The sequence below is a fragment of the Paenibacillus amylolyticus genome (assembly GCF_001570725.1).
Lineage (GTDB): Bacteria > Bacillota > Bacilli > Paenibacillales > Paenibacillaceae > Paenibacillus > Paenibacillus amylolyticus_A.
In genome coordinates this window covers 2330831-2355698 of record NZ_BCNV01000001.1, presented here as the reverse complement: position 1 = coordinate 2355698, position 24868 = coordinate 2330831, and the positions used below count along the sequence as shown (strand labels likewise).

The 24868-nt window shown below is 43.9% G+C and carries 20 protein-coding genes; 5 read left to right on the top strand and 15 right to left on the bottom strand.

Annotated elements, in window-relative coordinates:
- Positions 1 to 85: 85 nt before the first annotated feature.
- From PAHA3_RS10385 to PAHA3_RS10380, 3 genes are all read right to left on the bottom strand, one after another.
- Positions 86 to 4423, bottom strand: coding sequence for a LuxR C-terminal-related transcriptional regulator (locus PAHA3_RS10385; protein WP_062834668.1), 4338 nt, complete (start codon positions 4421 to 4423; stop codon positions 86 to 88).
- Positions 4424 to 4680: 257 nt separating this feature from the next.
- Complete coding sequence (locus tag PAHA3_RS30410; protein WP_167350870.1) at positions 4681 to 4848, bottom strand: hypothetical protein; 168 nt, start codon at positions 4846 to 4848, stop codon at positions 4681 to 4683.
- 11 nt (positions 4849 to 4859) lie between these two features.
- Complete coding sequence (locus PAHA3_RS10380; RefSeq protein ID WP_062834667.1) at positions 4860 to 5408, bottom strand: cupin domain-containing protein; 549 nt, start codon at positions 5406 to 5408, stop codon at positions 4860 to 4862.
- A gap of 305 nt (positions 5409 to 5713) precedes the next feature.
- Here PAHA3_RS10380 and PAHA3_RS10375 point away from each other — a divergent pair, with 305 nt between their 5' ends.
- Complete coding sequence (locus PAHA3_RS10375) at positions 5714 to 6199, top strand: CcdC protein domain-containing protein (protein WP_062834666.1); 486 nt, start codon at positions 5714 to 5716, stop codon at positions 6197 to 6199.
- A gap of 247 nt (positions 6200 to 6446) precedes the next feature.
- Here PAHA3_RS10375 and PAHA3_RS10370 read toward each other — a convergent pair whose 3' ends face one another.
- From PAHA3_RS10370 to PAHA3_RS10360, 3 genes are all read right to left on the bottom strand, one after another.
- Complete coding sequence (locus PAHA3_RS10370) at positions 6447 to 8261, bottom strand: M20/M25/M40 family metallo-hydrolase (protein ID WP_062834665.1); 1815 nt, start codon at positions 8259 to 8261, stop codon at positions 6447 to 6449.
- Between the two features lie 276 nt (positions 8262 to 8537).
- Positions 8538 to 9380 carry an AraC family transcriptional regulator gene (locus tag PAHA3_RS10365; RefSeq protein WP_082762870.1) on the bottom strand — a complete coding sequence of 281 codons (843 nt, stop codon included), beginning with the start codon at positions 9378 to 9380 and terminating at the stop codon, positions 8538 to 8540.
- A gap of 125 nt (positions 9381 to 9505) precedes the next feature.
- The gene (locus PAHA3_RS10360; protein ID WP_062834663.1) at positions 9506 to 10096 is read right to left on the bottom strand and encodes a GNAT family N-acetyltransferase; all 591 of its coding nucleotides are present in this window, start codon (positions 10094 to 10096) and stop codon (positions 9506 to 9508) included.
- A gap of 137 nt (positions 10097 to 10233) precedes the next feature.
- Here PAHA3_RS10360 and PAHA3_RS10355 point away from each other — a divergent pair, with 137 nt between their 5' ends.
- Positions 10234 to 11043: a MerR family transcriptional regulator gene (locus tag PAHA3_RS10355; RefSeq protein WP_062834662.1), complete on the top strand. Its 810-nt coding sequence runs from the start codon at positions 10234 to 10236 to the stop codon at positions 11041 to 11043.
- A 198-nt stretch (positions 11044 to 11241) separates the two neighbouring features.
- Here PAHA3_RS10355 and PAHA3_RS29810 read toward each other — a convergent pair whose 3' ends face one another.
- Together PAHA3_RS29810 and PAHA3_RS10350 are read right to left on the bottom strand one after the other, a co-directional pair.
- Entirely contained in the window at positions 11242 to 11403 is a 162-nt protein-coding gene (locus tag PAHA3_RS29810; RefSeq protein WP_235599410.1) for a hypothetical protein, read from the bottom strand.
- A gap of 244 nt (positions 11404 to 11647) precedes the next feature.
- Positions 11648 to 12814, bottom strand: a complete 1167-nt coding sequence (locus PAHA3_RS10350) for an alpha/beta hydrolase family protein (protein ID WP_062834661.1) — start codon at positions 12812 to 12814, stop codon at positions 11648 to 11650.
- 187 nt (positions 12815 to 13001) lie between these two features.
- Here PAHA3_RS10350 and PAHA3_RS10345 point away from each other — a divergent pair, with 187 nt between their 5' ends.
- From PAHA3_RS10345 to PAHA3_RS10335, 3 genes are all read left to right on the top strand, one after another.
- Positions 13002 to 13451, top strand: coding sequence for a MarR family winged helix-turn-helix transcriptional regulator (locus tag PAHA3_RS10345; protein WP_062834660.1), 450 nt, complete (start codon positions 13002 to 13004; stop codon positions 13449 to 13451).
- A 258-nt stretch (positions 13452 to 13709) separates the two neighbouring features.
- Complete coding sequence (locus PAHA3_RS10340; protein WP_076333908.1) at positions 13710 to 13961, top strand: (4Fe-4S)-binding protein; 252 nt, start codon at positions 13710 to 13712, stop codon at positions 13959 to 13961.
- Entirely contained in the window at positions 13954 to 14235 is a 282-nt protein-coding gene (locus tag PAHA3_RS10335) for a GNAT family N-acetyltransferase (protein WP_062834659.1), read from the top strand. The genes PAHA3_RS10340 and PAHA3_RS10335 overlap by 8 nt, the downstream gene beginning before the upstream one ends.
- A 97-nt stretch (positions 14236 to 14332) precedes the next feature.
- Here PAHA3_RS10335 and PAHA3_RS10330 read toward each other — a convergent pair whose 3' ends face one another.
- From PAHA3_RS10330 to PAHA3_RS10300, 7 genes are all read right to left on the bottom strand, one after another.
- Positions 14333 to 16000, bottom strand: a complete 1668-nt coding sequence (locus PAHA3_RS10330) for a glycoside hydrolase family 13 protein (protein ID WP_062834658.1) — start codon at positions 15998 to 16000, stop codon at positions 14333 to 14335.
- A gap of 52 nt (positions 16001 to 16052) precedes the next feature.
- Positions 16053 to 17681 (bottom strand): glycoside hydrolase family 13 protein, encoded by a 1629-nt coding sequence (locus PAHA3_RS10325; RefSeq protein ID WP_062834657.1) that lies wholly within the window; start codon positions 17679 to 17681, stop codon positions 16053 to 16055.
- Positions 17682 to 17703: 22 nt separating this feature from the next.
- On the bottom strand, positions 17704 to 18597 hold the full coding sequence (locus PAHA3_RS10320) for a carbohydrate ABC transporter permease (RefSeq protein WP_062834656.1): 894 nt from the start codon (positions 18595 to 18597) through the stop codon (positions 17704 to 17706).
- Between the two features lie 13 nt (positions 18598 to 18610).
- A complete protein-coding gene (locus PAHA3_RS10315) occupies positions 18611 to 19525 on the bottom strand; it encodes an ABC transporter permease (protein ID WP_062834655.1) in 915 nt (304 codons plus the stop codon).
- A gap of 62 nt (positions 19526 to 19587) precedes the next feature.
- Positions 19588 to 21324, bottom strand: a complete 1737-nt coding sequence (locus tag PAHA3_RS10310) for an extracellular solute-binding protein (protein ID WP_062834654.1) — start codon at positions 21322 to 21324, stop codon at positions 19588 to 19590.
- A 252-nt stretch (positions 21325 to 21576) separates the two neighbouring features.
- The gene (locus tag PAHA3_RS10305) at positions 21577 to 22980 is read right to left on the bottom strand and encodes a response regulator transcription factor (protein ID WP_062834653.1); all 1404 of its coding nucleotides are present in this window, start codon (positions 22978 to 22980) and stop codon (positions 21577 to 21579) included.
- The gene (locus tag PAHA3_RS10300; RefSeq protein ID WP_062834652.1) at positions 22977 to 24689 is read right to left on the bottom strand and encodes a sensor histidine kinase; all 1713 of its coding nucleotides are present in this window, start codon (positions 24687 to 24689) and stop codon (positions 22977 to 22979) included. Before PAHA3_RS10300 ends, PAHA3_RS10305 begins: the two co-directional genes overlap by 4 nt.
- Positions 24690 to 24868 lie beyond the last annotated feature (179 nt).

The window sequence follows — 24868 nt, the reverse complement described above, 5'->3', positions numbered from 1 at the left end:
CGTCATAGGATATTTAAGTCCTACGAAAGTAGTACTCCACAAAAAAAACAAGGAAGCGGCCCTTTTAGGATCGCTTCCTTGTTAGTCACTCTATCAATTGTAGCTCTCTGGCACGGACGACAGCTTGCCCCCGCCGTTTTACACCCAACTTGCCGTATATTCTAGATGTATGTGTCTTGACCGTCGTCTCTGCGATGCCAAAGAGATCGGCAATTTCTCTGTTCGACAAGCCTTTTGCAATTGCTGTTATAATTTCCGTTTCTCGTTCCGTCAGCGGTTCCGTCAGCCCTGGTTGACTGGGACTAGGAACCACAGACGAGGCGTTACTTTCGAAAGCACTCGGGATTGTTGTATTCGCAGCTTCGTCTTCCAGCAGCTTGAGATAAATGAGCCGTGTTGCAATAAGCTCCAACATCTGAACATCCCTCTTTGTGAACACACCCGGCATCTGTTTATTTTCCAAGTAGAGTAGATAGAAAGCCTGTTCTCCCGGAACATCAATGGACATGCACAGAATCGACCTCTGCTTTCTTGTTGCGATATAAGCATCCTTCACCCAAAAACTCTGAAGCGCGTCATGCAAAATTAGCGGTTTGCCCGTCATTGTTGTATGACGTAAGACGCTCTCCGCATACAAGCCGGCTCCTTTTTCCTGATCAATCCATTCAGAACGGTTAGCTTCAATAACGAATTCATTATTTTGACGCTTCAACAACAGACCACGCTCTGCTCCAGTTTGTCGTAAAGCCGTTTCCAAGAGATTTAACTTCCAGTCGGCTGGATTCGTCTGTGCTAATCCATGGATGAATCGTTGCACAAGCTCGAGTTCCTCTTCACTCCTCAAGCCTTCACCCGTCTTGGAGCCGTTCTGGTGAGGTAACGATGTGCCGGTTTGAGTCATTTGGATCCGATCCTGTAATATAGGACCTTCATAACGTTTGTATATCGGGTCCAGCAATTTAGCATCTCTGCTTCTAATCTGAGTTACTTTGAAGGTGATTCCCCATTCGGCGTATGCCGCACATGCATCCATCATCGTAATTGCCGCTCCGGATCGGCTGAGCAGATCATCTTGATAACATACCGCAAGCCGTTCACAAGCAATGGCTTCCAGCAATACGTATTTCTCTGTTCTCGCCAGCTTGATTGCAGCCGTATATTGTTGCATGGCGCCCACTGATTTCCCTGAGATCCGTTCACCCTCTGCTTTGATTAGCAAGTATGCGGAGGACGTACTATCCAAGAAACCTCGCCAACTCTTCATCAATCGCAATTGCGCGCGTATGGCCTTGCGGATCCGCTTACGCTCTTCCCTATTCGTTTCGAAATACAATCCAGCTAATGTCAAAGCCTCGTAAACCCGGTGTTTACGAATTTGCATCCAATCCAGATGCAATTCGTTTACCCTTCCTCGCTGGGACCAATATAGCGCTTCTTTGTACCTGCCCGACAGATACGCCACCTCGAGCCGGCGACCACAGCTATAATTATCCTCGTCCCGTTGCTCCAACTTGCTGTCAGCCGGCACTTGTGGAATAGCGACAAAACTGTCGATCAAAGAATCGTCTTGCAGCACTGCTGCGTAACTGCTCGTCAGCCGCATCATGTCCAGTATCTTGTCGTCGGCAACCTGCCGCATGTTCTCCTCAAAGTATTGGAGCAAATCATTCAGGGCATATACATTCCCATGATTACACATAACACTGAAAATTAAGGCAGGATTAGCAAAGTCATGATCACCGGCTTCCATCGCTTGACGCATCGCAATGAACAGGACAACAGAAGATTCCAAAGGACTGTCCATTTGCTTGATCATTCCGCTCAGAAACGTAAATACATGCTTTTTCCTGAATGTAGAGGTGTTGGCGATTTGCAGAAACACCTGCTCAGCAATCGGAGTCGCTCGAACGAAGCCCGGAAATGACCTTTGCACAATCAATTCGTATGCGCCAATCATGGCGGCTAGGGACTCATTCACCCCTTTGTGCAACCCATAACGAATAAATCGGGCATACAATTCCAGAAGCGATCGCGCATCGTGTGCAAGCAATGGAAGAAACAACAGCTCCATGACATGGCATAATTCTTCATAATCCTCATCGCGTGGGTCGGACAGCAGAAGATGCTTCTCCCGTTTTCGATGTAAAAGGATCGCGGTTTGAGTCACTTCCTTTCCTATAGACAACAGTGAACTTTTCTTCCGAAGCTTCCAACCATAGGATCCTAGCGCCTCCATTCCAAATTGAATCGCAGTCTCATTGTCCGCGAGTGCATGGAATCGGATTAAAGGTGCCCAGATTTTGAGCCGCTCTGATCGGCTCAGTCGATCGCTGTCTTGGTTCAAGTCCACCAGCAGTTCTTTCCCACGTGCGCTATTGCCACCCATATATTCCGTCCATGCTAATAACAGCTGTAATCCGACACCGAGTGTATCTGGTACCTCCACCTTGCATGTTGCCAACAGATGAAGCCCATTTTCGGCATAATGCTTCCCTTTCGCATAACGCGCGGATGCCAACGCCTCTTGTCCCGCTTGAAGATTGTATTCTATTAATCGCTTCGTTTCTTGCTCTGATAATACAGAAGCTGCCAAGTTCAGATGATCAATCGCTGTTCTTGACAGGTCATCACGCGACTCCGGCGTGCGATCCAGTAGCATCCGTCCAATTGCTCGGTGTCGGTGGATATTGCGTCCAGAATCGAAGGCATATGCCATTCGGTGAATGAACTCATGGGCAAACCCATAAGTTAAATCCTGTCCATGTTCTTGCCCTGCTTCGTCTTCCTGATAAATAAACCCTTCCGCTTCCGCCTCTTGAAGATGACGGAATACCCTATCCACTGCTATGCCACACACTTCGGCCAAGAGTGTTAACGGAAATACCGGACCTATTGCGGCCGCCATAGCCAAGAACTCCTTACGATCTTCCTCAAGCTTGGAGAAGTCTTTCTCTAGAAGACGTAGATGTTCTTCCGACCTGCTTCGTTGCCGGGTTATTTCTGAGTCCCATACCCACTGCCGTCGTCTCTCATCAAAGTATAGTCTGTTCTCCCTTAACCATCCCTCCAGCAAGAGACGAACCGAGCCGGGATTACCACCTGCCTGATCGTAGACAGACCGTGCCAGCAGTTGAATTCGAGCGGATTTTTCATATAGAACATCAGAGATCAGCTGTCTCACATCCTCGTAAGCCAGTTGCGGCAGAGTCACTTGTTCCTGTGGATTCGCAAGGCATCTTTGGCTTAACCAAGACAGAAATTCCTCTTGATCAGCATTCGTTTCATCCTCAGCGGAAGTAATCACCTCTTCTGTACGATAAGCCCCAATTAGGAATAATCCATGCGTTTTTTGTGATAATGCAAGTTCACGAATGACGTCTTGCGTACCTTTGTCGGCCCACTGTAGATTGTCCATAAACAGAACAAGCGGTGGTTTACATTCAGCCATACAACAGATCAAGTCGGGCAGTAATTCTTCAAACCGGTCCCAGACCTTCGCAGCGTCCGAGCTATACGATACCTTCACAGCGTTGTCGAACAATAGCTTGGCCTCGGGCCAGCATGAGACGATGACCTGCTTTTCTGGTCCGAACTCGGTTTGAAGTTTGGCTTTCAGACGTGTAATGAGTTCAACCGGCTCACTCCACAGTTGATAGACCCATTCCCGCATCCCCTGAAGGATCGGCCCACACCGCATGTTTTGTTGAAAAGGTTCCGCTTTCATAACGATCATCCGGCCACCATACCGAATAACGTTTTGTTGGATTCTAAGGACAAGCGTCGTTTTACCCGTTCCCTCTTTGCCTATCACCCAACGAAATGTATTCTTTCCTTGAAAAGTCTGGTCCAATCCGGTCTCCATTTGCATTACTTCCGCACGACGTCCATACCACGAATCGGATAGGGAAAGCGTCCGGATTTTATCGAAACGTCCCACTTCCAATGGCGTAAACACTCCATCGTTATCCATCATTTTCTGATACAACTTCAGATCTTCAAGCACCCCATATGTACTCTGATAACGCTCCACCTGTGATTTGGCAAGTAATTTCATCAGTATCGCTTGCAGTGTTTCGTCTAACTCCGGTCGAATATCCGATAAAGGATGAGGAACCTTACGGGTGTGTACGGTATCCCAGTTGTCATCATTGTCAGCATGAAAGGGCAATTGCCCGGTCAACAACTCGTAGAGAATAACACCTAATGCGTAGAGATCACTGCGTTCACTCGGCACGAGATTGAGTCGTGCAAATTGCTCTGGAGAATGATAAGCTGCATGACTTTCCGTATGCCAGGTTATATGCGACGTTTTCCCCTGCCACTGCACGCTGATATGGTCTGGGCTTAGGTATCCAATGATCCTATTCTGCTCGTGTTCACGCTGAACCATCTCTGCCAGCATAATAGACAGTTCGATGAACATAGTAAGCTTTATTGGGGGATCTGCGATGTAGTCTCTTAAAATCTTGATGTTCATGCACACCTATCTAAGTTATATTTCGTTTCGGGAAATGGATATATATCAGAATTTAATCATAAAATTTTCGTTTTGATGAAATGGATTTATTAAGATACTTACTTAAATAAATTTTAATCTATGATGCAAGTAGAGTCTAGCTTACATAATACAGGAAGAGGAAGCAGACGTTACGCTTTTAAATAGGTATGAATGGTTAGAACTTAAATAATAAAAGGCGTTTGCTCAATTTCTGAGCAAACGCCTTTTATTGTAATGACACATTGAATAACGAAGTCAACTTCAGCTCGGGTGATAGCTGCTTTAGGTGTGAGTGTGGTGGCGCTGCCGAGTAGTTCTTCAACAGTTGTTGGAAAACGCCAACTCTTCATCGTTCATCTATTCATACTTCCTGTCCGGTATACTTTTCTAGCGATGCATAAATGCCTTTTTTACGAGCACGCTTGATGATTAGTCCAAAGAGACAACGTTGCAGCCAGCGTGGAATACCCATGATCAGAGTGTTTTGTAATGTTAATATTAAAGCGGTATGGGCGAGTGATCTGGGATTGCCCTTCTCATCGGTTAATCCATCGTCCATAAGCCCGTAATGAATGCGTACGGATTGCTCGAACTTGCTTGGTGGCGTTAATCGAACGCGAAATACAACAGGATGATCGTGATCGTTTGTAAATGTATGAGGCGTTTTGAGCGGGGCAATGCAACGTTCTCCAGTCACTAACAAGTGTTTTGTTTTACCCAAGGTAACTGTGAGCGTACCAGCGATCACTTCAAATTCCTCTTCGAAGTGATCATGAATATGTAGGGGGGGACCTTTGCCACGTGGTGGAAGTGCGACTTCAATTAATAAATATTCACCGTTCGTATCCTTTGCCGTCTCTATAAACGTAATTTGTTCACCTGTCACTTTATTCGTAACCGTTTGTTTCACTGATGATCGCTCCTTGTATTCATTCATTGCACAACGGATAAAAGTATCCTGATTGTCTTCGCACAAAAAAACTCCTATAATTCTCCCTACATCTAGACATTGTAGAGAGAATTATAGGAGCTTGTAGTCATACGAAAGTAGTACACTGCCATGAAAAGAACGATAATTAATATACTTCTAGCTGTGGCGCTCTATCCTGTCGGGAAGATGACAAAAGTCATCAAAACGAATGACTTTGTTCACTTATAAAAAATTTAAATATCCTCAATACTTAGGTTACACAAAAAACAGACGAGGTGTTTACTATGAATGTATTATCTTTAACAATCTCAATACTAATTGTCTTGCTTATTTTAAGGGGTGTTAATCAGGGCAGTAAGAAACCCTTGCACGAATCTGGACGGAAACTTTTAATTCCGATCTTATATATCTCTACATCTTTGTTTGAGTTGTTCGACCCTGCGCTGGTGATTACAACTGGCAGCATTATTAGCTCGGTTGCAATAGGTGCGATTCTTTCGATCCCATTAATTCTGGTGACGCAATTTGAACGGAAATCAGATGGCGGGATGTATTACAAAAGAAACGTATCTCTCTATGTGTTCATTGTTATTATTTTTGCAATCCGCTTTTTTGACTTCATGTTCATCACAGACATTGATCCCAAAACACTGGGATTCCTAAATAATGTAGTCGCCCTGTCCTATATTGCCATTTGGAGAATGGCAAGCTTCATTAAATTTCATAATTCGAAGTCTACACTGACAACAACTTGGAACAAAACTGCTTAACCTCAGCTGGTTGCCTTGTTTATTTCAGCAATCGGTACAAGTTCTTGTTGATCCCATTCCTTTGTTTTCTCATACAATATAAAAAGGCCGTTGATCTTTAAAGAAAAGTTCAACGGTTTTTTATTCGTAGCAGCTCATATTGTTCCGATTTATCTTTTGGAATTTCACGGATTTCAATGGATACTTTGGTTAGTCCTGATAACGTAAGATGGACAACCCAATACACGTAAGTCATCTTTGGGTCACATTACTTTTGTGTGACGAGTTGCTGCAATTCGGTAGCCCAGAGCTCCGGTGGATTCGGGTGAGCCACGATGTAGAACTCGCGATAGACCTCCTGCGGCCGATAGCCATTTCTGCTGATCCAACGCCGAAGTTTATTCCAGGTGGCGTCGGTGGATTCTGACCCACGATGAACTGTCGTGACGGCAGATTCGATACCTGGAAGTTCGACGATCTCGAATCCTTCTCCTGAGATAACCTCTGGTCCAACAGGGTATGCGGCGGAAACGATTAACTCGTAACCGTTGCCCTCCTCATCCTCTTCAAAGGTTGCGATTGGTACCGCTCCAACACTCACACCTGCCTCGGTAAGGCTGAGATAGAGTTGGTCGAACAATGGCCCAATGATTGGATCGATGTGGTTAAAGCTTTTCGCTTTTGTCGTGATGCGGGCAACGCGTAGAGATGGCAACGATTTGATCTCTGGTTTGTGTTTGACTTGCTTCGTTTTTGTTTCAGACACGACGACAGATTCTTCTGGATTATTTTCTTCTGAGTCAACTTCTTTAATTTGATCTTTCATGAGGTACTTTGCTGCTGCGAGGGCGTGAGTGCGGACGATATGCAGCAACTCATTGATCGATACCGACTCATTTGCTGCACTGCAATCACTTCCGTCCGGGCCATACCAGAAAGCCGGCGTTCCGCGGTAGCGCCAGTATCGGCAATCAGAAATTGCAACATCGGGTACCATCTCCGGTTTGGTCCACCCCAAACCTTCTACCGTCTCCTGCAAAATATGTGCCATCTCACTATCCGGATCGGAAACATCCGCCGAATCAACGCCTTCCAATTCGATTTCCGCCTCAGGGTAGCGAGCGACGATATCTCTCGCCTTCGAGAATACGACATACGGATCGGCTCCTACCGGAAGTACAACCGAAACTGAGAACATGCAGTCGGGAGAAATGACGCTTGGTGAACTACCGCCCTCAATCGTACCAATGTTGACCGTGATCAACGGCAGAATATCAGCTGCTCCCTCACCTCTCAGCTCATCGTATCGCTCGCGCCGTTGCGGAACGGAGATAATATCCGTGATGGAAGACGGTACGTCTACCTGAATACCTTCCAACTCATCAAGGTCACGGATGATGTCAGAAGCGATCCGGATCGAGCTTTTACTTTCGTTCGGATAGCCGGAAATAGCGCCTCGTGTTGCCACCCTTATATTTAACTGCATGTATCCTTTTGAAGCGAACGAGATTGCATCTGTTCCGGAAGGCTCAGCGGTAAGAACACAGTCCGCTTCCATCTCGCTCTCAATCTGATCGAACATATAACCAGTGCCCCGTCCATAACCTGTCTCTTCATCGGAGACAATAGTAAGGGATATCTTTCCTTTCAGTTCGTCTCGTAATTGAGACAAGTACGTGAAGGCGAAAAGCATCGCGGTTACGCCCGCCTTCATGTCGGAGGTCCCTCGGCCCCAAACACGTCCGTCTGCGATTTTTCCACTCCAAGGATCATCGATCCAACCGGGCTCATCTCCGGCAGGAAGTACATCAAGATGGCCATTGAACATCAGATGTCTACCCTCATTTGGCATCTGTACTGAAGAAATGATATTTGGCATCATTTCTTCGGCGTTAACTTCCTTGTATGAAAGACCTTCAGCATCGAGGTGACCCTGCACCAGTGCCATCGCATCCCGAGTATCACCCGGAGGACTCGGAGTCTCGCATTTGACTAGACGAGAGAAGAGATCTACGATCTTCTCCTCATCACGCTCGACCCATTCCAAAATCTGATCGCGAATTTTCTGCAACTGATTATCCATATCCTTGTCTCCTTTAAATGATAGATTAAGATGCGTGAAAAGAGGATTCCCCTCCTGACTTACCACTACATATCAGCAACCGTTCCAACTGCATCACGTCTTATGGTAACCATACTATCATTGATATTTAGTAGAATCCTGTCATTGAGTGCTCTTTGTGGATAGGTGATGTCCAGTAACAATGAATAATAACTAATCGATTGTAGTCAGAAGGATTAAAGTGAATATCAAATAACCGTTCCCTATTAGGAAACGGTTAAGCTGTGCAGCGATGAATTATTTTTTGACAATAGGAATCCAAATCTCACCCTTATAGTTCTCAGCTGTTGTATCTCCTAGCGGATATGCCTCTAGCTCTGGACCTCCGGCATGTTCATATCCAGTAGCGGGGAACCATTCTTGATAAACCCGCTGATAAACGCTTTTCATAGCTTCAGGCATCGGTCCCGTTGTGGTGAATATAGCCCATGTAGAAGCGGGGATTACACGTAAGGAAAGTCCATTTACTGGAACAGTTGGACTTGATTCAACAGCAATCATATATTGGAAATTTTCTGTATCTTGTTCATATTCCAAGCAGATTCCAAGTAAACTTTTGTCAGTTATCATGGATTCCAGCATGGCAGTGGTACCATCGAGTTCGGATTCCTCCCAGAACTTTTCCGTTTGATGAAACTCTTCTCCTTCCTGATGTAACACATCATAGTTTGTGCCAACAACAGTGAATGCCCCTTTTTTGACTATACGATAATCCATATCTTTGTCGCCTTTAAGTGATAAATGAAATGTGATACGTGGAAAAGCTTTAAGGCTAACTCCTGGATTTCGGGCCTCGGATGGCGAAATACCATGAATTCTACGAAATGCCTTTGCTAAGGACTCCGGTGTCTCATAGCCATATTTTAGTGCGACATCAGATACCTTGGAGGATGTCATTGCAAGCTCTTGCGCCGCTAATGTAAGTTTTCGTTTACGAACATATTCACCTACTGTTATACCAGTTAACATACTAAACATTCGTTGAAAATGAAAAGTAGACACATAAGCTGCTTTTGCAATTTCTTCAATATCGAGGTGTTCTTCCATTCTTTGCTCTATGAGGTCAAGCGAATTTTTCATTCCGATCAACGAATCCAATCATATCACTTCCTCTTACTCTTTAACTTGAATTTCTAAGTTCATTGCTATCAGTTCATTGTTATATGGCGCACTAGCTCTGCGTTCATGTTGTAACTGAACTCTGACTATGCAGCTGGAATCACTTTACGATATATCATCGTTGTTAGCACATCGTCATCTGACAGATCATGCACACATTCATCGACTTTCTCGAACCCATTTTTATCGTAATACGCATAATTACACGTTGTATCGGTCCAAAGATATATTGTTTTCCCACCCTCACGACGGCAGATTTTTTCCAGATGATTCATTAAAATGCTGCCACAACCTTGCTGAGTGCTAATTAAAAAACCAATCTTGAGATCGCCTGGTTGCATATGCTTGGTAAGGGCCTTTGCATTTTCCGTAAAATACTCTTGATACTCTTGTGCAATTTTTTGCTCACGATCAGAAAAGTGTTTGACATGCTCGTCATACCACTCATCAGCGTGTTCATTGTCATAGGGCTTAGCTACCAACAGAAATGCTACGGGCTCTGGATCTGCATAGCCATAAGAATAGTCGTAGTTCACTTGATCTACACGAATACTATATTCTGTAATAAAGTGCTTGAATTCATCTGTTTCATCCTTTAAGGTATCACCCCAAAACTCATACGCCATACGAGCTACAACATCAATATCTTTTTGTTCCATTGCAAATGTATTTTTCATTATTTATTCTCCTTCTATTCATAGTTAGGCGGGGATATTTCGAGTGTGACAATGAATTGCAGTATTTATGACATCTTCCTGTACAACTGATAGTATAGAGTATGGAGTAACTCCATAGTAAAGAGGTGATTTTAAACATGAACAGAAAACAATTAAAAACTTTTTACACTGGTGAATTTGCCAAACGCTTTGGAATCAAGAAAGATACTCTGTTCTACTATGACAAAATTGGCCTATTTCAGCCGGATGGGATAAGTGAAAATGGGTATCGATATTACAATACGCAGCAGCTCGATACGTTTTGGGCTATTCAATCTCTTAGAGCATTGAACTTTCCCATTAAAGAGTTAAAGAACTATTTCAGTGCGCCATCTTCAGAAAAACTGGCCAAGCTTGCCGAAGAACAACTCCTCAAGGTGGAAGATGAGATTAAAAAGCTACAGGAATTTCATTGGTTCTTATCAAAGTTAACTTCTATAGCGGAAGAAATAAAAAATGTAACTTTAGGGGAAGTCATGATTGTAGAGTTGCCAGAGGAACACGTAATTTACAGTTCTCCCAATCCACGTTCTGGTGGTACCACTAATGAAGAATGGAATTCGGATTACGAAATATTTTTGGAGCAAACTGGAATGAAGGGTCCAACTTTTATAGGTTCTGTGACTAGCATGGAAGATATTTTGCGAGGTCAATTTAGCCGAGTTGATCGTTTGTTTATCCACACCGAAATGGGCAGCGGCGATTTAAAATCAGCAGGTCTTTATGCTATTCTTTATCATAAGGGAGCCTATGAAAGCATAGCCGATGTATATCCGTTCTTACTAAATGAGATTAATAATCACGGCCTTCGTGTATCCGGTAATGCATATGAAGAATATATGGTTAATTCACTATCCACCAATAACGAAGCTGACTTTGTCACGAAGATCAGCCTGAAAGTACAATAGCAATTGGGTTATCTTTACACTATCCTGTCTGATAGTAGCTATCTGGTTTAGGTATAACTGAGCATATGCCCTGGGATTCCATTAATCTGAAGAACCTACTCAACAACATCTCTATTTTGAATAAATAAACATTTAGATTCTAATACACACATGAAAAGTAGAGCAATGTGCCTTTGGCAAACTGCTCTACTTTTATGGCTAGTCAATTAAACATTCCGATAGAGGATATGCTTCAAATGTCTTGATATTAGCATCAGGTCTTAGTATTTTCTCTTCATTAAATAGATCTAATGAATCACCATTTTCAACTTTCATGCCCCAATCATGGTTGGCAAGGGCTCCTTTACCCAGTGTGATCATATAAGCCCGCCGGTTGATATCCTTTCGCTGGCCCTATAAGGCTCCTCCCGAGCTTCAATGTGAAAAACTGAAAAGAGAAAGAATGGTATTAATAAGTCTGTGTTTGAACATTATATTAAGCATTATTATTCCTGAGCAAGGATTAATTCAACGTCCTCTTCTCGTCTACCTATACCAGTAGTCCAGCAACCCCTTTGGGTCAATCCTCCGATCTAAGCTGTAATTCGCTGGTCTTACCACGTATTTACGTTATTCTGCTGCGTGTATGCACGCCATCCCATCGGAACTGCAGAAGGTCAGCGCTACGATCATCACGTAAGTATTGATCAAAAAAAGAAATATGATAGTGAGACAGTACATCACGCAATAGATCCATCTTTTGTTTTCCCAGTAATCTTAAATACTTGAATTGTCGAGCATAATAGATGTAATCCGTGAAATCCATATGTTCCGTCTGATCGATTGTGATGAGATAGCTATCCTCTGAATTCAACAGGAAAGTCGTCCTGGCAAGGTACTCTACCGTTTTGCTACCTATCACCATGAATGGTTTACGCAGATCCTTGTTCCAAAACTCTCCGTATGTCGGGGCATCGATGTTAATCCCACAGCTAAAACGAGTATCATCAAGACATACCTGACTTGCAGTACATCCACCATACGAGTGTCCAGTAACTCCAATACCAGCTTGAAAGTTTAATTTCCCTTGGAACGGGGATGGCAGGATTCCATCGTTCAGTTGTTCAAGCTTGTCTGCGATAAACCGATTATCGTCCGCCCAGATATGAACATGGCTCCAGACTTTGGTGGATTTGAAATACTCGAAAAAATCAGCAACGGGGGGAAGAATCTCTTCGTCGGTGTACTCTTTTTTCTTCATGTCTTTAAATTTCTTCTGAATTTCAGGACTCATGGTTTGTTTGAACTCATTAATGAGAGATGTATGAGATTTGACGATGTGGCCATCAGGATACTTCAGTATGCTTGCTTCATACGGGTGCCCTATTGAAACAACAATGTAACCGCTACTGGCTAAATCGGAGCATAACACTGTATTTTGCGACATCTGGCTTGAATAACCGTGATTGAAGAATATAACGGGATAACTTTCGCACTCTGCAGATAGCGGAATGTCTCGATAACTATGCGTTTTCAGATGTTGGACTTTGGAAGAAATCAAACCGCGTGAGGATTTGCTGAAATGTTCAGCCTCTTCTTTTGATGTATAGGGAGACTGGTGCTTGCCGTAATGATGATCCGCAGGGTAAAAAATCATAACCGGAATGTGTCTCGGCTCTTCAGTGGTAAATTCAAATAGGCCTACTCTTGTATCATCCGTAAAAGACATTTCTGTCAGACCGACAACGTATGTCCCCATTGGTTTGGGCAATGCTTTGAGATTTCCAAACATCATGAATCCTCCTTCAGGATTAGAATACTGTCCATTTATAATTAGATAGGTTACCAACCTAATTGAATTATAATATACTATAACTCTAATACCGAAGAAGCTCAAGCATCCGTGTTGGGATTGAATCGAATGGTTGATGTTGTATACAATGAAGCAATAAATGAAATACATAAATGAGGTGTAATATTTGACATATACTAAAGAGAAAGATCCGAATATCGACAGATTCGTCGAAATGTTTTCCAAGATGGCGAGAATGAATTGGAGAAAGAAAACGGTATGGGGACTAAAAGCCAGTGAAGTGCGTGCTCTACTCGCCATCCGCAAAGGAGAAAGTCACACCGCAACCGTCTCTGAAATAAGTAGAGTGCTGCAGGTGACCTCTCCGACGGTAACGCAGATGATTAATAATCTGATCCAACTTGGCTATGTATCTCGCTCCACCTCCCCCAAGGATAACAGGGTATCTATTCTCTCATTGACTGAGAAAGGGAATGCCTGTGCGGACGAGGCGGATGAGAAATACACTTCGATCTTTGAAGGGCTGATTCATCACCTTGGTAAAGAACAAAGTGATCAGCTGATCCACCTGTTGGAGGAGGCATTTATTTATCTGGAAGAGAATGATCAGGTTTAGTTGTTTTTAATGGGTTGTATCGCATTCCACACATGTATAGGATCAGGACATAAAAGGGTCAAATTCTTGCCCCACACCGTGCTCTCCAAGCCCATTATTCTCTTGCTTCCACCAACGAATTAGGAGATTGGTCACGTTGACTTATTCACGATTTCTCATTTATAATTCGGACATTAAGAGTCAAGCAGAGTCTGCTTCCCATGAAAGCCTGGAATATGGACCTATAAACAAACTCAACAGTGAAAGATGTGAGGAATTGTGAGTAAACAAAAGTTATACTATGGTAAAGATATCGAGGTCATGTTTAATTCAGATGTCTGCATTCATTCCGGTATTTGCGTAAAGGGCCTCCCTGCTGTTTTTGATTTGAGCAAGCGTCCTTGGGTTGATCCTGATGGTGACACTTCGGAGGCCGTTGCCCGGCATATTGACACATGTCCAAGCGGAGCATTGACGTATAAACGTCTTGACAGTGATTCTTCAACACAGAAAGAGGATGAACATGCATAAAGTAGAACATGAACCTTCCAATAAAAGATTTCTTATTCAAGATAACGGTGACATTGCTGCGGTGATGACGTATGTAATTTCAAGTCCAGAGCTATACATAATTGATCACACATTGGTCGAAAATGCATACCGAGGACAAGGGCTTGGCGATGAACTTATCAAAGCGATGGTGGAATACGCGCGGGAAAAGGATATTAAAATTTTACCTTTATGTCCGTTTGCCAAAGGACGTTTCGAACGTATCTCCGAATACGCGGATGTTCTCCATCAATAAAACCAATATTGGTAGCTGATTTTCATATGGTTACACAACAATAAAAGGCGTCTATATCATGGTCTGAATGATATAGACGCCTTTTTACGTATCCTACTTATCCTTTATCGCTTAACCCAACGATTGTTTCAAACGGTCGCAACATCCTTGGCAGCATGCCATTCTCATAGTTGGTAAGCCAGATCTCTGAGAAGTTGAGGCCAAGCTGATCTTCCTCAAACTCCACGATGTGTTCAGTAAGGTTGCTTACTACCAGCACCTGTTGGTCTGCCAGTGTACGTGTATATGCAAATACACTCGGATGATCCGGCATAAGAAGTTCATAAATACCATAAGTCAACGTATCGTGCTCTTTTCGCAGCTGAATCATTTGTTTATAATATTGAAGAATGGAACGTGGTTCCTGGAGTTGTTTCTCTACATTAATATGGACGTAATTGTCATTCACCTTTAACCATGGCGTACCCGTGGTAAACCCGGCCTGTTTGGCCGAAGACCATTGCATCGGCGTTCTGGAGTTATCACGACTCGAAGCCCAAATGATGTTCATGATCTCCTCATGCGACATCCCCTCTTCGCGTTTGATCTGATATAAATTCCGGTCTGCTATGTCGTTATAATCCTCTATGGATGGGTAAGCCACGTTTGTCATGCCTATCTCTTGTCCCTGATATATGAAAGGTGTGCCCTGCATGAAAAAGTACATGGCTCCAAGTGCTGTGGCACTTTCATACCAATACTCCGTATCATTTCCCCAAGTTGAAACTTTGCGAGGCTGATCATGATTTTCAATAAACAAAGCATTCCAGCCGACGCCTTCCAATGATTTTTGCCACTTGGTCAAGACGTTTTTCAATTTGGGAACATCCAGCTGCCTGTCTGTGCTGTTTTTCCAAAGGTCCAGGTGTTCGAATTGGAAGACCATATTAAATTTCCCTCTGACTTCACAGATCCAATCCAGCAGATCTTCTTGGTCCTCTACCTTAACTCCATTCGCTTCCCCAACAGTCACGACGTCATATCTGGATAATGTGTTCTCTTTCATTTCTTGCAGATAACTCTGAATTCCTTTTACATTCATATGCTTTTCAAAAGAAGAGATGTATTTAACGCCTTCTCGGATAGGCATGTCCAAGAGGCCCTCTTCTTTGTGAATATGGCTGATGGCATCCACACGGAAACCATCAATCCCTTTATCCAGCCACCAATTCATCATTTCATATATGGAATTCCGAACCTCTTTATTTGCCCAATTCAAGTCTGGTTGTTTCTTGGAGAACAGATGGAGATAGTGCTGTCCGGAGACTTCATCATATTCCCATGCAGAACCGCCAAAGATGCTCTCCCAGTTATTCGGTTCGTCTCCGTTCTTCCCATCTCTCCAGATGTACCAATCTCGTTTGGGGTTATCCAGCGAAGCTCTGGATTCAATAAACCACGGGTGTTCGTCACTGGTATGATTGATCACCAAGTCCATGATGAGTTTCATGCCGCGGTGATGCACTTCATGCAGTAATTGATCAAAGTCCGCCATCGTGCCGAATTCATCCATAATGGAACAGTAATCACTGATGTCATAACCATTATCATCGTTAGGTGACTTATACATCGGACAGATCCATATCAGATCAATACCGAGATCTTGAATATAATCCAGTTTAGATAGGATCCCCTTGATGTCACCAACCCCATCTCCGTTGGAATCCATAAAACTTCTCGGATAGATTTGATAAGCTACTGCTTCTTTCCACCATACTCTTTTCATTGAATACAATCCTTCTTTCTTGAGAACTGAACATGATATAACGTATTATGCTTTAATGATGAATAAGGTACATTCTGGCTTCATATGGACGTAATTTGCTCTCGGAGAGTTCACCTGTATAATTGGATATCAATAGCTGGTTCGACCCTGTTAATTGCTCCTGAAGCGAAAGTTCGGTCGTATATCCCTGGAAATTGCATACCACAAGAATTTTCGTACCATTCAGCGTTCGGGTATATGCAAACACGTCTGGGTTCTCTGGAAAGATCAGCTCATAATCACCATATACGATGACTTCATGATCTTTTCGTAATTGGATTAACTTCCGGTAATAATGGAATATGGAATTAGGGTCATTCAAACTTTCCTCGGCATGGATGTGCTTATAATTCGGATTCACCTTAATCCAAGTTTCCCCTTGTGTAAAACCTGCATTATCGGAAGTATCCCATTGCATAGGTGTTCGCGCGTTATCGCGTCCCTTGGCGTAGATCGACTCCATCACGCTGCGTTCAGGATAACCTTTCTCCATTCTTTCCTTATAAAAGTTGAGCAATTCAATATCCCGATAATCCTCGATCGCATATTGAACATTTGTCATACCCAGCTCTTCACCCTGATATATGTAAGGCGTGCCTTGCATGCCATGAAGAAGGGTAGCCAACATTTTAGCGGATTCGATCCTGAATTCTCCATCATTTCCCCAACGGGATACAATTCGAGGCAAGTCATGGTTGTTCCAGAACAGACTGTTCCAGGCATCACCTTTGAGCTCCGTCTGCCACTTTGACAGTACTTTTTTTAATGCCATCACGTCCAAAGGTTTAAGATCCCACTTTCCTTTGCCTTCTTGTTCATCCAAACTGATGTGTTCAAATTGGAAGACCATTGAAAACTCACTGCCGTCCGGATTGCTGTACAGTTTGGCGATTTCTGGAGTGGCGCCCCATGTTTCTCCGACGGTCAGCAGGTCTTCTGTTTTTTGAAACGTCTCCTTGCTCAGTTCCCTGATGTATTTATGCAGATTAGGTCCGTTTCCCGTAATCTTCAAATCCGGTTCTTTACCAATTAAGTCGATCACGTCAAGTCGAAAACCACCAACACCCTTGTCGATCCACCAATTGATCATATTGTATATCTCCTGACGGACTTTTGGGTTTTCCCAGTTGAGATCGGGCTGTTTTACGGAAAAAAGATGCAAATAATATTGCCCAATCTCAGGCACCCATTCCCAGGCTGAACCACCGAAGGTGGACCCCAAGTCGTTCGGAGGTGTTTCTTCCACACCATCTCTCCAGACGTAGTAGTCATGGAACGGATTGTCTTTTCCTTTTTTTGCTTCTAGAAACCAGGGGTGTTCATCCGACGTATGGTTCAACACCAAATCCATGATGATCCGAATGTCTCGTATCCCAGCTTCATGAATTAATGTTTCCATATCTTCCAAAGACCCGAACATCGGATCGATATCCTGATAATCTGAAATATCATATCCGTAATCATCTTGAGGGGACTTGCAAACAGGGGATAACCAGATCGCACCAATGCCCAGTTCCTGCAAATAATCCAATCGGGACACAATGCCCTGCAAGTCGCCGATGCCATCTCCGTTTCGATCTTGAAAGCTGCGTGGATATATCTGATATACAACGGTTTCTTTCCACCATTTTTTATTTTCCATCTTCCATTCAACCTCTCTAAGGTTATTCTTTGACCGATCCTACGACAATGCCAGTCACAAAGTATTTTTGCAGCAGCGGATAAATCAGCAATAGCGGGATAACAGCGACTACGATTTTGGCTGCGTTCAGGTTTTTATTCGAAATTTCAGTCAGGTTGCTGAGTTCACTGGAATTCGTGCCGGCTTGAAGCAAATCGGCAATATTCACGTTAAGGGACTGAATATAAGTCATTAGCGGATAATTACTGACTTTGGTCATATAGATCAAACCGTTGAAGAAGTCATTCCATGTCCCCACGATACTGAACAAGGCGACAGTCGCCAATGCAGGAATGGACACAGGGACATACACTTTGAACAAGACCTGAAGCGGATTCGCCCCATCGATGAACGCTGCTTCTTCAAGCGCCTTAGGTACAGCGGAGAAGAAATTCATCACGAGGATGACACTGAATATGGGGACAGCGCCTGGCAGAACCAGTGCCCATATCGTATTCAGCATGTCCAGGTTTTTGATCAGCAGATAACTCGGGATCATGCCTCCACTGAACAACATGGCAAAAATCATGATATTCATATAAATGTTTCTGCCTTTAAAATCCCTTTTTGATTTGGATAATGGATAAGCCATCAAAATAATCAGAATCATATTAAGCACAAGGGTAAGCGCGACACGTAAAATGGAGATGCCAAAGGAACGCCAGAACTGTGCATCATCAATAATTTTGCTATACGCTGCGGTTGTAAAATTGACCGGAACGAGACCTACAGCATTTGCTGATACAGCCTCGCTGCTGCTGAATGATATGGCGACGATATTCCATAACGGAAGAAGGCAGACCAATGCCAGCATAATAACGATGGCATAGATGACAAACCGGCCAATTCGTTCTTTGAAGTTTGCAGAATAGGACACAGATTTGGCCTCCTTAGAATATTTTTCGGTCCGTATATTTTTTGGCCAACTGGTTGGCAGACAAGAGCAAAACAATGCCGATTACGGACTTGAACAAACCAACAGCTGTACCGAAGCTATACTGTCTTCCAACGAGACCAATCCGATAAACATAGGTATCCAGAATGTCGCCTGACTCATAGACAATCGGGTTATACAGATTATAGACTTGATCGAAACCGGCGCTCAAAATGTTGGTCAGGCTCATTACACCCATGAGCAGAATGATAGGTAGCATGCCTGGCAATGTAATATGCCATACTTTTCTCCACCAACTGGCTCCATCCATGCCTGCCGCTTCATACAGACCGGGATCAATGGACGTAATTGCTGCCAAATAGACGATAGAGCTATAACCAAACTCTTTCCATACGTCTGTACCTATAATCAGTGGCTGGAACCAAGTGTTGCTGCCAAGGAAATTAATATTTTCCAGACCAAAGAACGCCAACATTTGATTCACAATGCCATCCAAACTGAACATGTTGACAACGACGGATGCGAGTACAACCCAGGATAGAAAGTGTGGCAGATAAACAATCGTCTGCACGGATTTTTTGACGTATTTGATACGAATTTCATTTAATAAAACGGAAAAAATGATGGCCATCATCGTTCCGAGCAGAATCTTGCCAATCGCAATGACCAACGTATTGCTGACGACCTGCGCGATATCCGGCAGCTTGAACATATACATAAAATGCTTCAGGCCTACAAATTCGGAGCCGAACATGCCCTTGGCCGGTATATAGTCCTGAAATGCCGTAATGATGCCGACCATTGGAACATAACTGAATACAAGCAAAAACAAGATCCCTGGCAACATCATCATATGGTACATGGCTCCTGGACCAAGCCGGCCCCTTATTTTCGAATTCCCCTGTTTCATGGATGAACCCCTTTCGTTGAAGAAAGGCTGCGTATCGCAGCCCTGCTACTGTTCATGGATGTCTATTGTTTCGATGCGATCTCGTCTTCAATTTCTTGAATGACTTGATCACCACCTTGTTTCTTCCAATTGCTGACGAATGTATCGAAGTACTCGAGTGGTTCTGAACCCGTTACAATTTTGATAAACGATTCCTGCTCCAACTTCGTCAGATTGGCCCACGTCTGTTTCATACTTGGTGTAGTGCCAGAGAACGCAGGTGTCATCCAGACGAATTTGTTTTCCTGTGTCAGTTTGTCGATCAGTCCAACTCCGTTGATCCGCGAATGATATTTCGACCAAGCCGTTACATCATCCGTATCCATGTCACTCAAATAGGTTTTGATGCTTCCGATATTGTTCTTCGATTCGGTTGTGCGAACTTCATCCAGGGAAATTTCTCCTTTAATCCCGCGAACCACGTCAGAGTAATCATCGAGCAGCGATGTAGCCGAATTGACTTCGATATTAAACGGTCTCGTGGAACCGTCTACCCCGGTCTCCTGATACTTGGCAGCTTCCGGCATGGTTGTTGCGACATTTTTATCATTGGCCAGTTTATCGTAGAACAGGTTAAGAATCTTAACGGCCAGTTCAGGATGTTCATATCCCTTTCTCACCACGATAAACTGATTGGATGGATTGGCATGAGCCACGTTGACCTTGCCGTTTGCATCCTCCAGTGTGTAAGCCGAGAATTTCGCATTTTTATCCATCTGCTTCGCGCTGATCAGTCCCCAGTCAGGAATATGCCACGGTCCAAAGGCGATACCGCTTTGACCGTTGGCGTAGAGTGCGGTAATATCATCAAACGTGCGGGTTCCAAATTGCGGGTCAATTATACCATTCTTGAACCAATCTGCCATGGTGCCCAGCATCTTCTTCGTTTCTTCTGTCGTGGAACCATACACGATTTTGCCGTCTTCACCATTCATCCAATATTGCGGAAAGGCTCCCTCGGTTGAGGCCACACCCAGCATCGTATAAGCAGAGCCATTATAATCTGTTGTGTTCATCGAGTTCACAAAAGGAATACCTACCGGGTTCCCGGATTGGCCAGGATCTCTTTTCAGGAATTCCAGCGTTGTCTTCTCCACTTCTTCCAGCGAAATCGCGCCGTCACCATCTGCATCAAGTTGAATCCCCAGCAGATCCAGCCAATCTTGCCGGACCCAAACCATCGTTGGTGCGGAATCCAGGGAAGTCGCCGGAAGGCCCATCAACCGTCCATCAATAGTTGCATTGTCTAATGCACGTCCATCATAGGAATCGTACATCTGCTTGATATTATCCGTGGCATATTGATCGTAAATGGACGTCAGATCCTCAATCAGGTCGTTATCCACCAGCTCTTTCAGTTCATCTTTGGAATCAACACGCATCATGTCGGGCAATTCCCCGGATGCGATGGCAAGCGAAACCTGACGGCTATAATCTTCGCCATTGGCTTCAAATTGATCTGTAATCTGAGCGTTAAACGTATCTTTGACCAGCCTCGTATATGCGTTGTTCTCATAGGTATCACCAGCTGGCAGTTTCGGGTTGGCTGTGGTTACCCGTCCCATGGTTACGGTAATCTCATCTTTATAGGCACTGAATGGATCTCCTGGCGTTACCTCATATTTGCCTGCTTCCTCTGCAGTAGGAGGATTGGAAGAGCTCCCGCATGCCGCGAGGGTTGCCACCATCAAGGCAGACATGGACAGCACGGCCAGACGCTTCGTCATCAGCTTGCTTTTCATAGACCATTTTGTTCTCATCTAGTTCGATTCCCCTTTATTCTAAATATCAATTATGTTTACGCTTTCATTATAAAATGGAGTGAAGGTCCATCGAGATAGGGATTACACGTCCGTTTGGATAGAGAAATGGTTACAGTTTCAGTCGGTATTATAAAGCACGGTTTCGTTTGTGAACATTTACCCTACCTACTGAACTACATTCGTCTAACTACGCTTATTTTTGATTAAAAACAAAAGCCGGCAGCTCCTAAAACAGGAAGCTGTCGGCTGCTAATTCCCTCGGCCTTGCTGCCGATACTCACTTGGGAGAAGGCCTGTCAGTTCGCGAAAAATCCGGCTGAAATATTTCTCATCCGTATACCCCACTCGCTCTGCAATCCAGAAAATCGTGTTGTTGGTATTGAGCAAGTACTCTTTGGACTTTTCTACCCGGATGAATCGGGAGTACTCATTAAAGGTTTTTCCCATCAGATCTTTGAAACATTGACTGAAGTAGCTTCGGCTGATATTGAGTTGTTGCGAGAGACCGGAGGCCGTATGGGCCTGCTCCAAATCCTGCTGCACGATCATCACTGCTTTTTTCACGGCATCAATAATTTCCTGTGAATATGAAGTCTGTTCATCGGCCTTTCGAATGCCAGCAGCTGTCTGCTTGATCCATTCTTCAACCTCATACCAAGACTCGAAAGAATGGATCATCGAGATTCTTCCAAGGGTAGTTTGGGCAAAAAGGTGGTTCCACTCCATCACGATCGAATACAGCAATCCCATCAAATGACCTTTATGTAATCGTAATGATTTGAACTGGTCAACAAGTTGGTTGTAGTAGCTGTCATGGTGGGTCCAAGGTGTTTGGAACCAACTTTGCTTAATCCGGTCAATGTCTTCATCCTGCGGTTCTTTTGAAAATGTATCTGCCTCATTCATCGAAACTGCAATAACTTGGTTATTGGGGTTGTACGCATAGAATAAAGACGTCTCTGTATAATTCATAATCCAGCTTTTAATTTGCGACCACGTGCGATCTTGTACATCCGTCAGAACCAATAACGTACTTTGTGGGATTTGATCCAGGGAATCCTTCAATTGATGAAATAGTTGATCCTCTTCTGACGGGGGTGCAGCCCACATGCAGCTATTACGCTCAATCTCCCACTTAACCTCATCTTCAAGTGAAGTTAGCTCCATTGGCCACTTATGTTCCAATTTGCGATCCTGGGAAACAAGTGCATACACATTGGAATAATGGACATTAATCTCATTCAGTGTAGGCATCTTTCTTATCGTGTTCATCAACCCGCTAATTCGGGTATGTATTCGATCCAGAACATGTTCGAATTGCTCTTTCTCCAGTTGCACTTTGGCTATATAGTCAATGGCTCCCAGCCTGAGCGCTTCCTGGATATAATCGAAATCCTGATGCAGTGTTAACACAACGATATGAAGTTCCGGATAGAGCTGCCTCGCAGTTCGCATCAATTCAATCCCCGACATGACCGGCATCGCAAGATCCGTCAACATCAGATCGACCGGCTGGGATTTCAGGAAATCCAGTGCTTTCGCTCCGTTGCTGGCCTCTCCTACAACCTCCATGTTGAACTCGTTCCATGGCATCGCAGAGCTAATGCCTTTGCGTACCAGCTTATCATCATCTACAATCAATACCTTAATCATGACGAGATATCTTCTCCTTTAATAGGCAATACAAGCAGTATGCTTGTCCCGGTACCCAATTCACTCTCGATCACCAGTTGTGCTTGATCCCCGTACTGTGCCTTCAACATGCGGTGAACGTAATTGAGTCCGATACCCATTCCTACTTTTTGATGTTCAGCTACACGATTGTTCAGCAGATTATGAATGGTTTCCTCGGTCATACCTGCTCCATTATCTTGGATCATAATGTTCAGCGTTGCAGTGCATGTCACTTCAATTTGAATAAAACCTTCGTCACTCAATCCATGATATAGCGAATTTTCAACCAGCGGTTGCAGAATAAAGCGAGGCACAGGAATTTGAAGCACTTGCTCATCTGCAGTAATGCGGACGTCAAATTCAAAGTCATAGCGAATTTGCTGCAAAATCAGATACTGCCTTAGCGCATCGATCTCCTCTTCCATGGTGGATACTTGCCCTAATTTGCCCAGGTTGTAATAGAGTAACTTGTTCAATGATTGCACCAGCTTGTCGATCTCCCCTTGGCCGTTCATGACCGCCAGCCAGTGCACCGTATCCAGCGTATTCATTAGAAAGTGCGGGTTGATCTGATAGAGCAGCTTTTCCACTTCCAGGTCTGCACGAATCTTCTCTTTCTGCTGCACTTCCGTGAAGAGGTCACCAATTTGATGCTGCATATTCGAAAATTCACTGAGTAGAAAATCAAATTCGGGAATCTGAGTGCGAGCTCGGCTCACTGTCCTTTGTGGATTTTTGGACATCCCGTTGATTTCCGAATGGAACAGGCCAAGTGGTTTGTAAACCATCTTCCACAGAAGCCAAGCAAGAAACACGGTAAAGCCGAGGAAAAATAAAGCGACCAGCAAAATTTGAAGCAACCACTGGTTTTTCTCCTGTTGATATTGAGCCTGCGAAATGACCGATACGACGCTCCATTTCTGTGAGGAATCTTCCTTGAACCAGTGATACCCTCGAGATATTCCGTCCTTGGCAGGATCGACCGTTAAGCTGGAGAAATTCTCTCCGACCTTCATGGCCTCCGGTATTTCACTGTACACAATGTTTCCTGTACCATCCAGAATGAGATGAGATAATGCGCCGTTGTATTGATTGTAACCTAAGATATCCTGTGTAAGGCGAAAGCCGGATTCTACGTATATGTACACGTCGTCCCTTTTGGGCAGTTGTACTTTTCGCACAGCAGACAGAACAAGTTGGTCATCAAACCGGTTCATGCTGATATGGGGACCATAATACTTAATGCCATAGGTTTGGAAGAGCACCGGCAAAGACTCAGGAGAAAAATGATCCTTAATCGGAAAGTTGCCGAACTGCGTAGTGTCTTCTTTCTGGAAATAATATAAGGTCAATCCGATATTCGGATTGGTAAACGTGACCACACTTAACTCGCTCTTTAATTCGTCCCTAGCCTCGATTAATTCGAAGATATCGGAGGACGGATTCAAAAATTCATCCAACCTTTTGCCTACAGTACCACCGTAAGACAATTGCTGTGTAACGTGATTCAGATTGGTGATGGAATTCTCCAATGAAGATGTCACCTGCTGTAAATTGCTGCGAATGCCATCATCGATCTTATTTGCGAAAATGGAGTCAATGGTATAGTAAGAGATCGCAAATATGCTGATAAAGGGGATAAACGCACTGAGAAAGAACAATAAAAAGATTCTTTTTTTGAGTGTCATGGGAACCGATTCTCCTTCTGAAAATGAAACAGCAAGCCTCCTGCGTATGGAAGCTTGCTGTGAATATACATACAGCTATGCCGGTTATCGTTTTCTCCATAGGCCTCGTCCAATTTCCTTTCATCATTATAGATTGATATTCAAATAAGTCAAACGCTTTCATGCTGAGTGCATATAAA

Bases quoted from the DNA above. Each gene is read 5' to 3' on its own strand.
- PAHA3_RS10300 (WP_062834652.1), bottom strand. From the start codon at position 24,689: ATGACACTCAAAAAAAGAATCTTTTTATTGTTCTTTCTCAGTGCGTTT.
- PAHA3_RS10370 (WP_062834665.1), bottom strand. From the start codon at position 8,261: ATGGATAATCAGTTGCAGAAAATTCGCGATCAGATTTTGGAATGGGTC.
- PAHA3_RS29810 (WP_235599410.1), bottom strand. From the start codon at position 11,403: ATGATCACACTGGGTAAAGGAGCCCTTGCCAACCATGATTGGGGCATG.
- PAHA3_RS10375 (WP_062834666.1), top strand. From the start codon at position 5,714: ATGAATGTATTATCTTTAACAATCTCAATACTAATTGTCTTGCTTATT.
- PAHA3_RS10350 (WP_062834661.1), bottom strand. From the start codon at position 12,814: ATGTTTGGAAATCTCAAAGCATTGCCCAAACCAATGGGGACATACGTT.
- PAHA3_RS10325 (WP_062834657.1), bottom strand. From the start codon at position 17,681: ATGGAAAATAAAAAATGGTGGAAAGAAACCGTTGTATATCAGATATAT.
- PAHA3_RS10310 (WP_062834654.1), bottom strand. From the start codon at position 21,324: ATGAGAACAAAATGGTCTATGAAAAGCAAGCTGATGACGAAGCGTCTG.
- PAHA3_RS10330 (WP_062834658.1), bottom strand. From the start codon at position 16,000: ATGAAAAGAGTATGGTGGAAAGAAGCAGTAGCTTATCAAATCTATCCG.
- PAHA3_RS30410 (WP_167350870.1), bottom strand. From the start codon at position 4,848: ATGAAGAGTTGGCGTTTTCCAACAACTGTTGAAGAACTACTCGGCAGC.
- PAHA3_RS10385 (WP_062834668.1), bottom strand. From the start codon at position 4,423: ATGTTCATCGAACTGTCTATTATGCTGGCAGAGATGGTTCAGCGTGAA.
- PAHA3_RS10305 (WP_062834653.1), bottom strand. From the start codon at position 22,980: ATGATTAAGGTATTGATTGTAGATGATGATAAGCTGGTACGCAAAGGC.
- PAHA3_RS10360 (WP_062834663.1), bottom strand. From the start codon at position 10,096: ATGAAAAATACATTTGCAATGGAACAAAAAGATATTGATGTTGTAGCT.
- PAHA3_RS10365 (WP_082762870.1), bottom strand. From the start codon at position 9,380: ATGAAAAATTCGCTTGACCTCATAGAGCAAAGAATGGAAGAACACCTC.
- PAHA3_RS10315 (WP_062834655.1), bottom strand. From the start codon at position 19,525: ATGAAACAGGGGAATTCGAAAATAAGGGGCCGGCTTGGTCCAGGAGCC.
- PAHA3_RS10355 (WP_062834662.1), top strand. From the start codon at position 10,234: ATGAACAGAAAACAATTAAAAACTTTTTACACTGGTGAATTTGCCAAA.
- PAHA3_RS10335 (WP_062834659.1), top strand. From the start codon at position 13,954: ATGCATAAAGTAGAACATGAACCTTCCAATAAAAGATTTCTTATTCAA.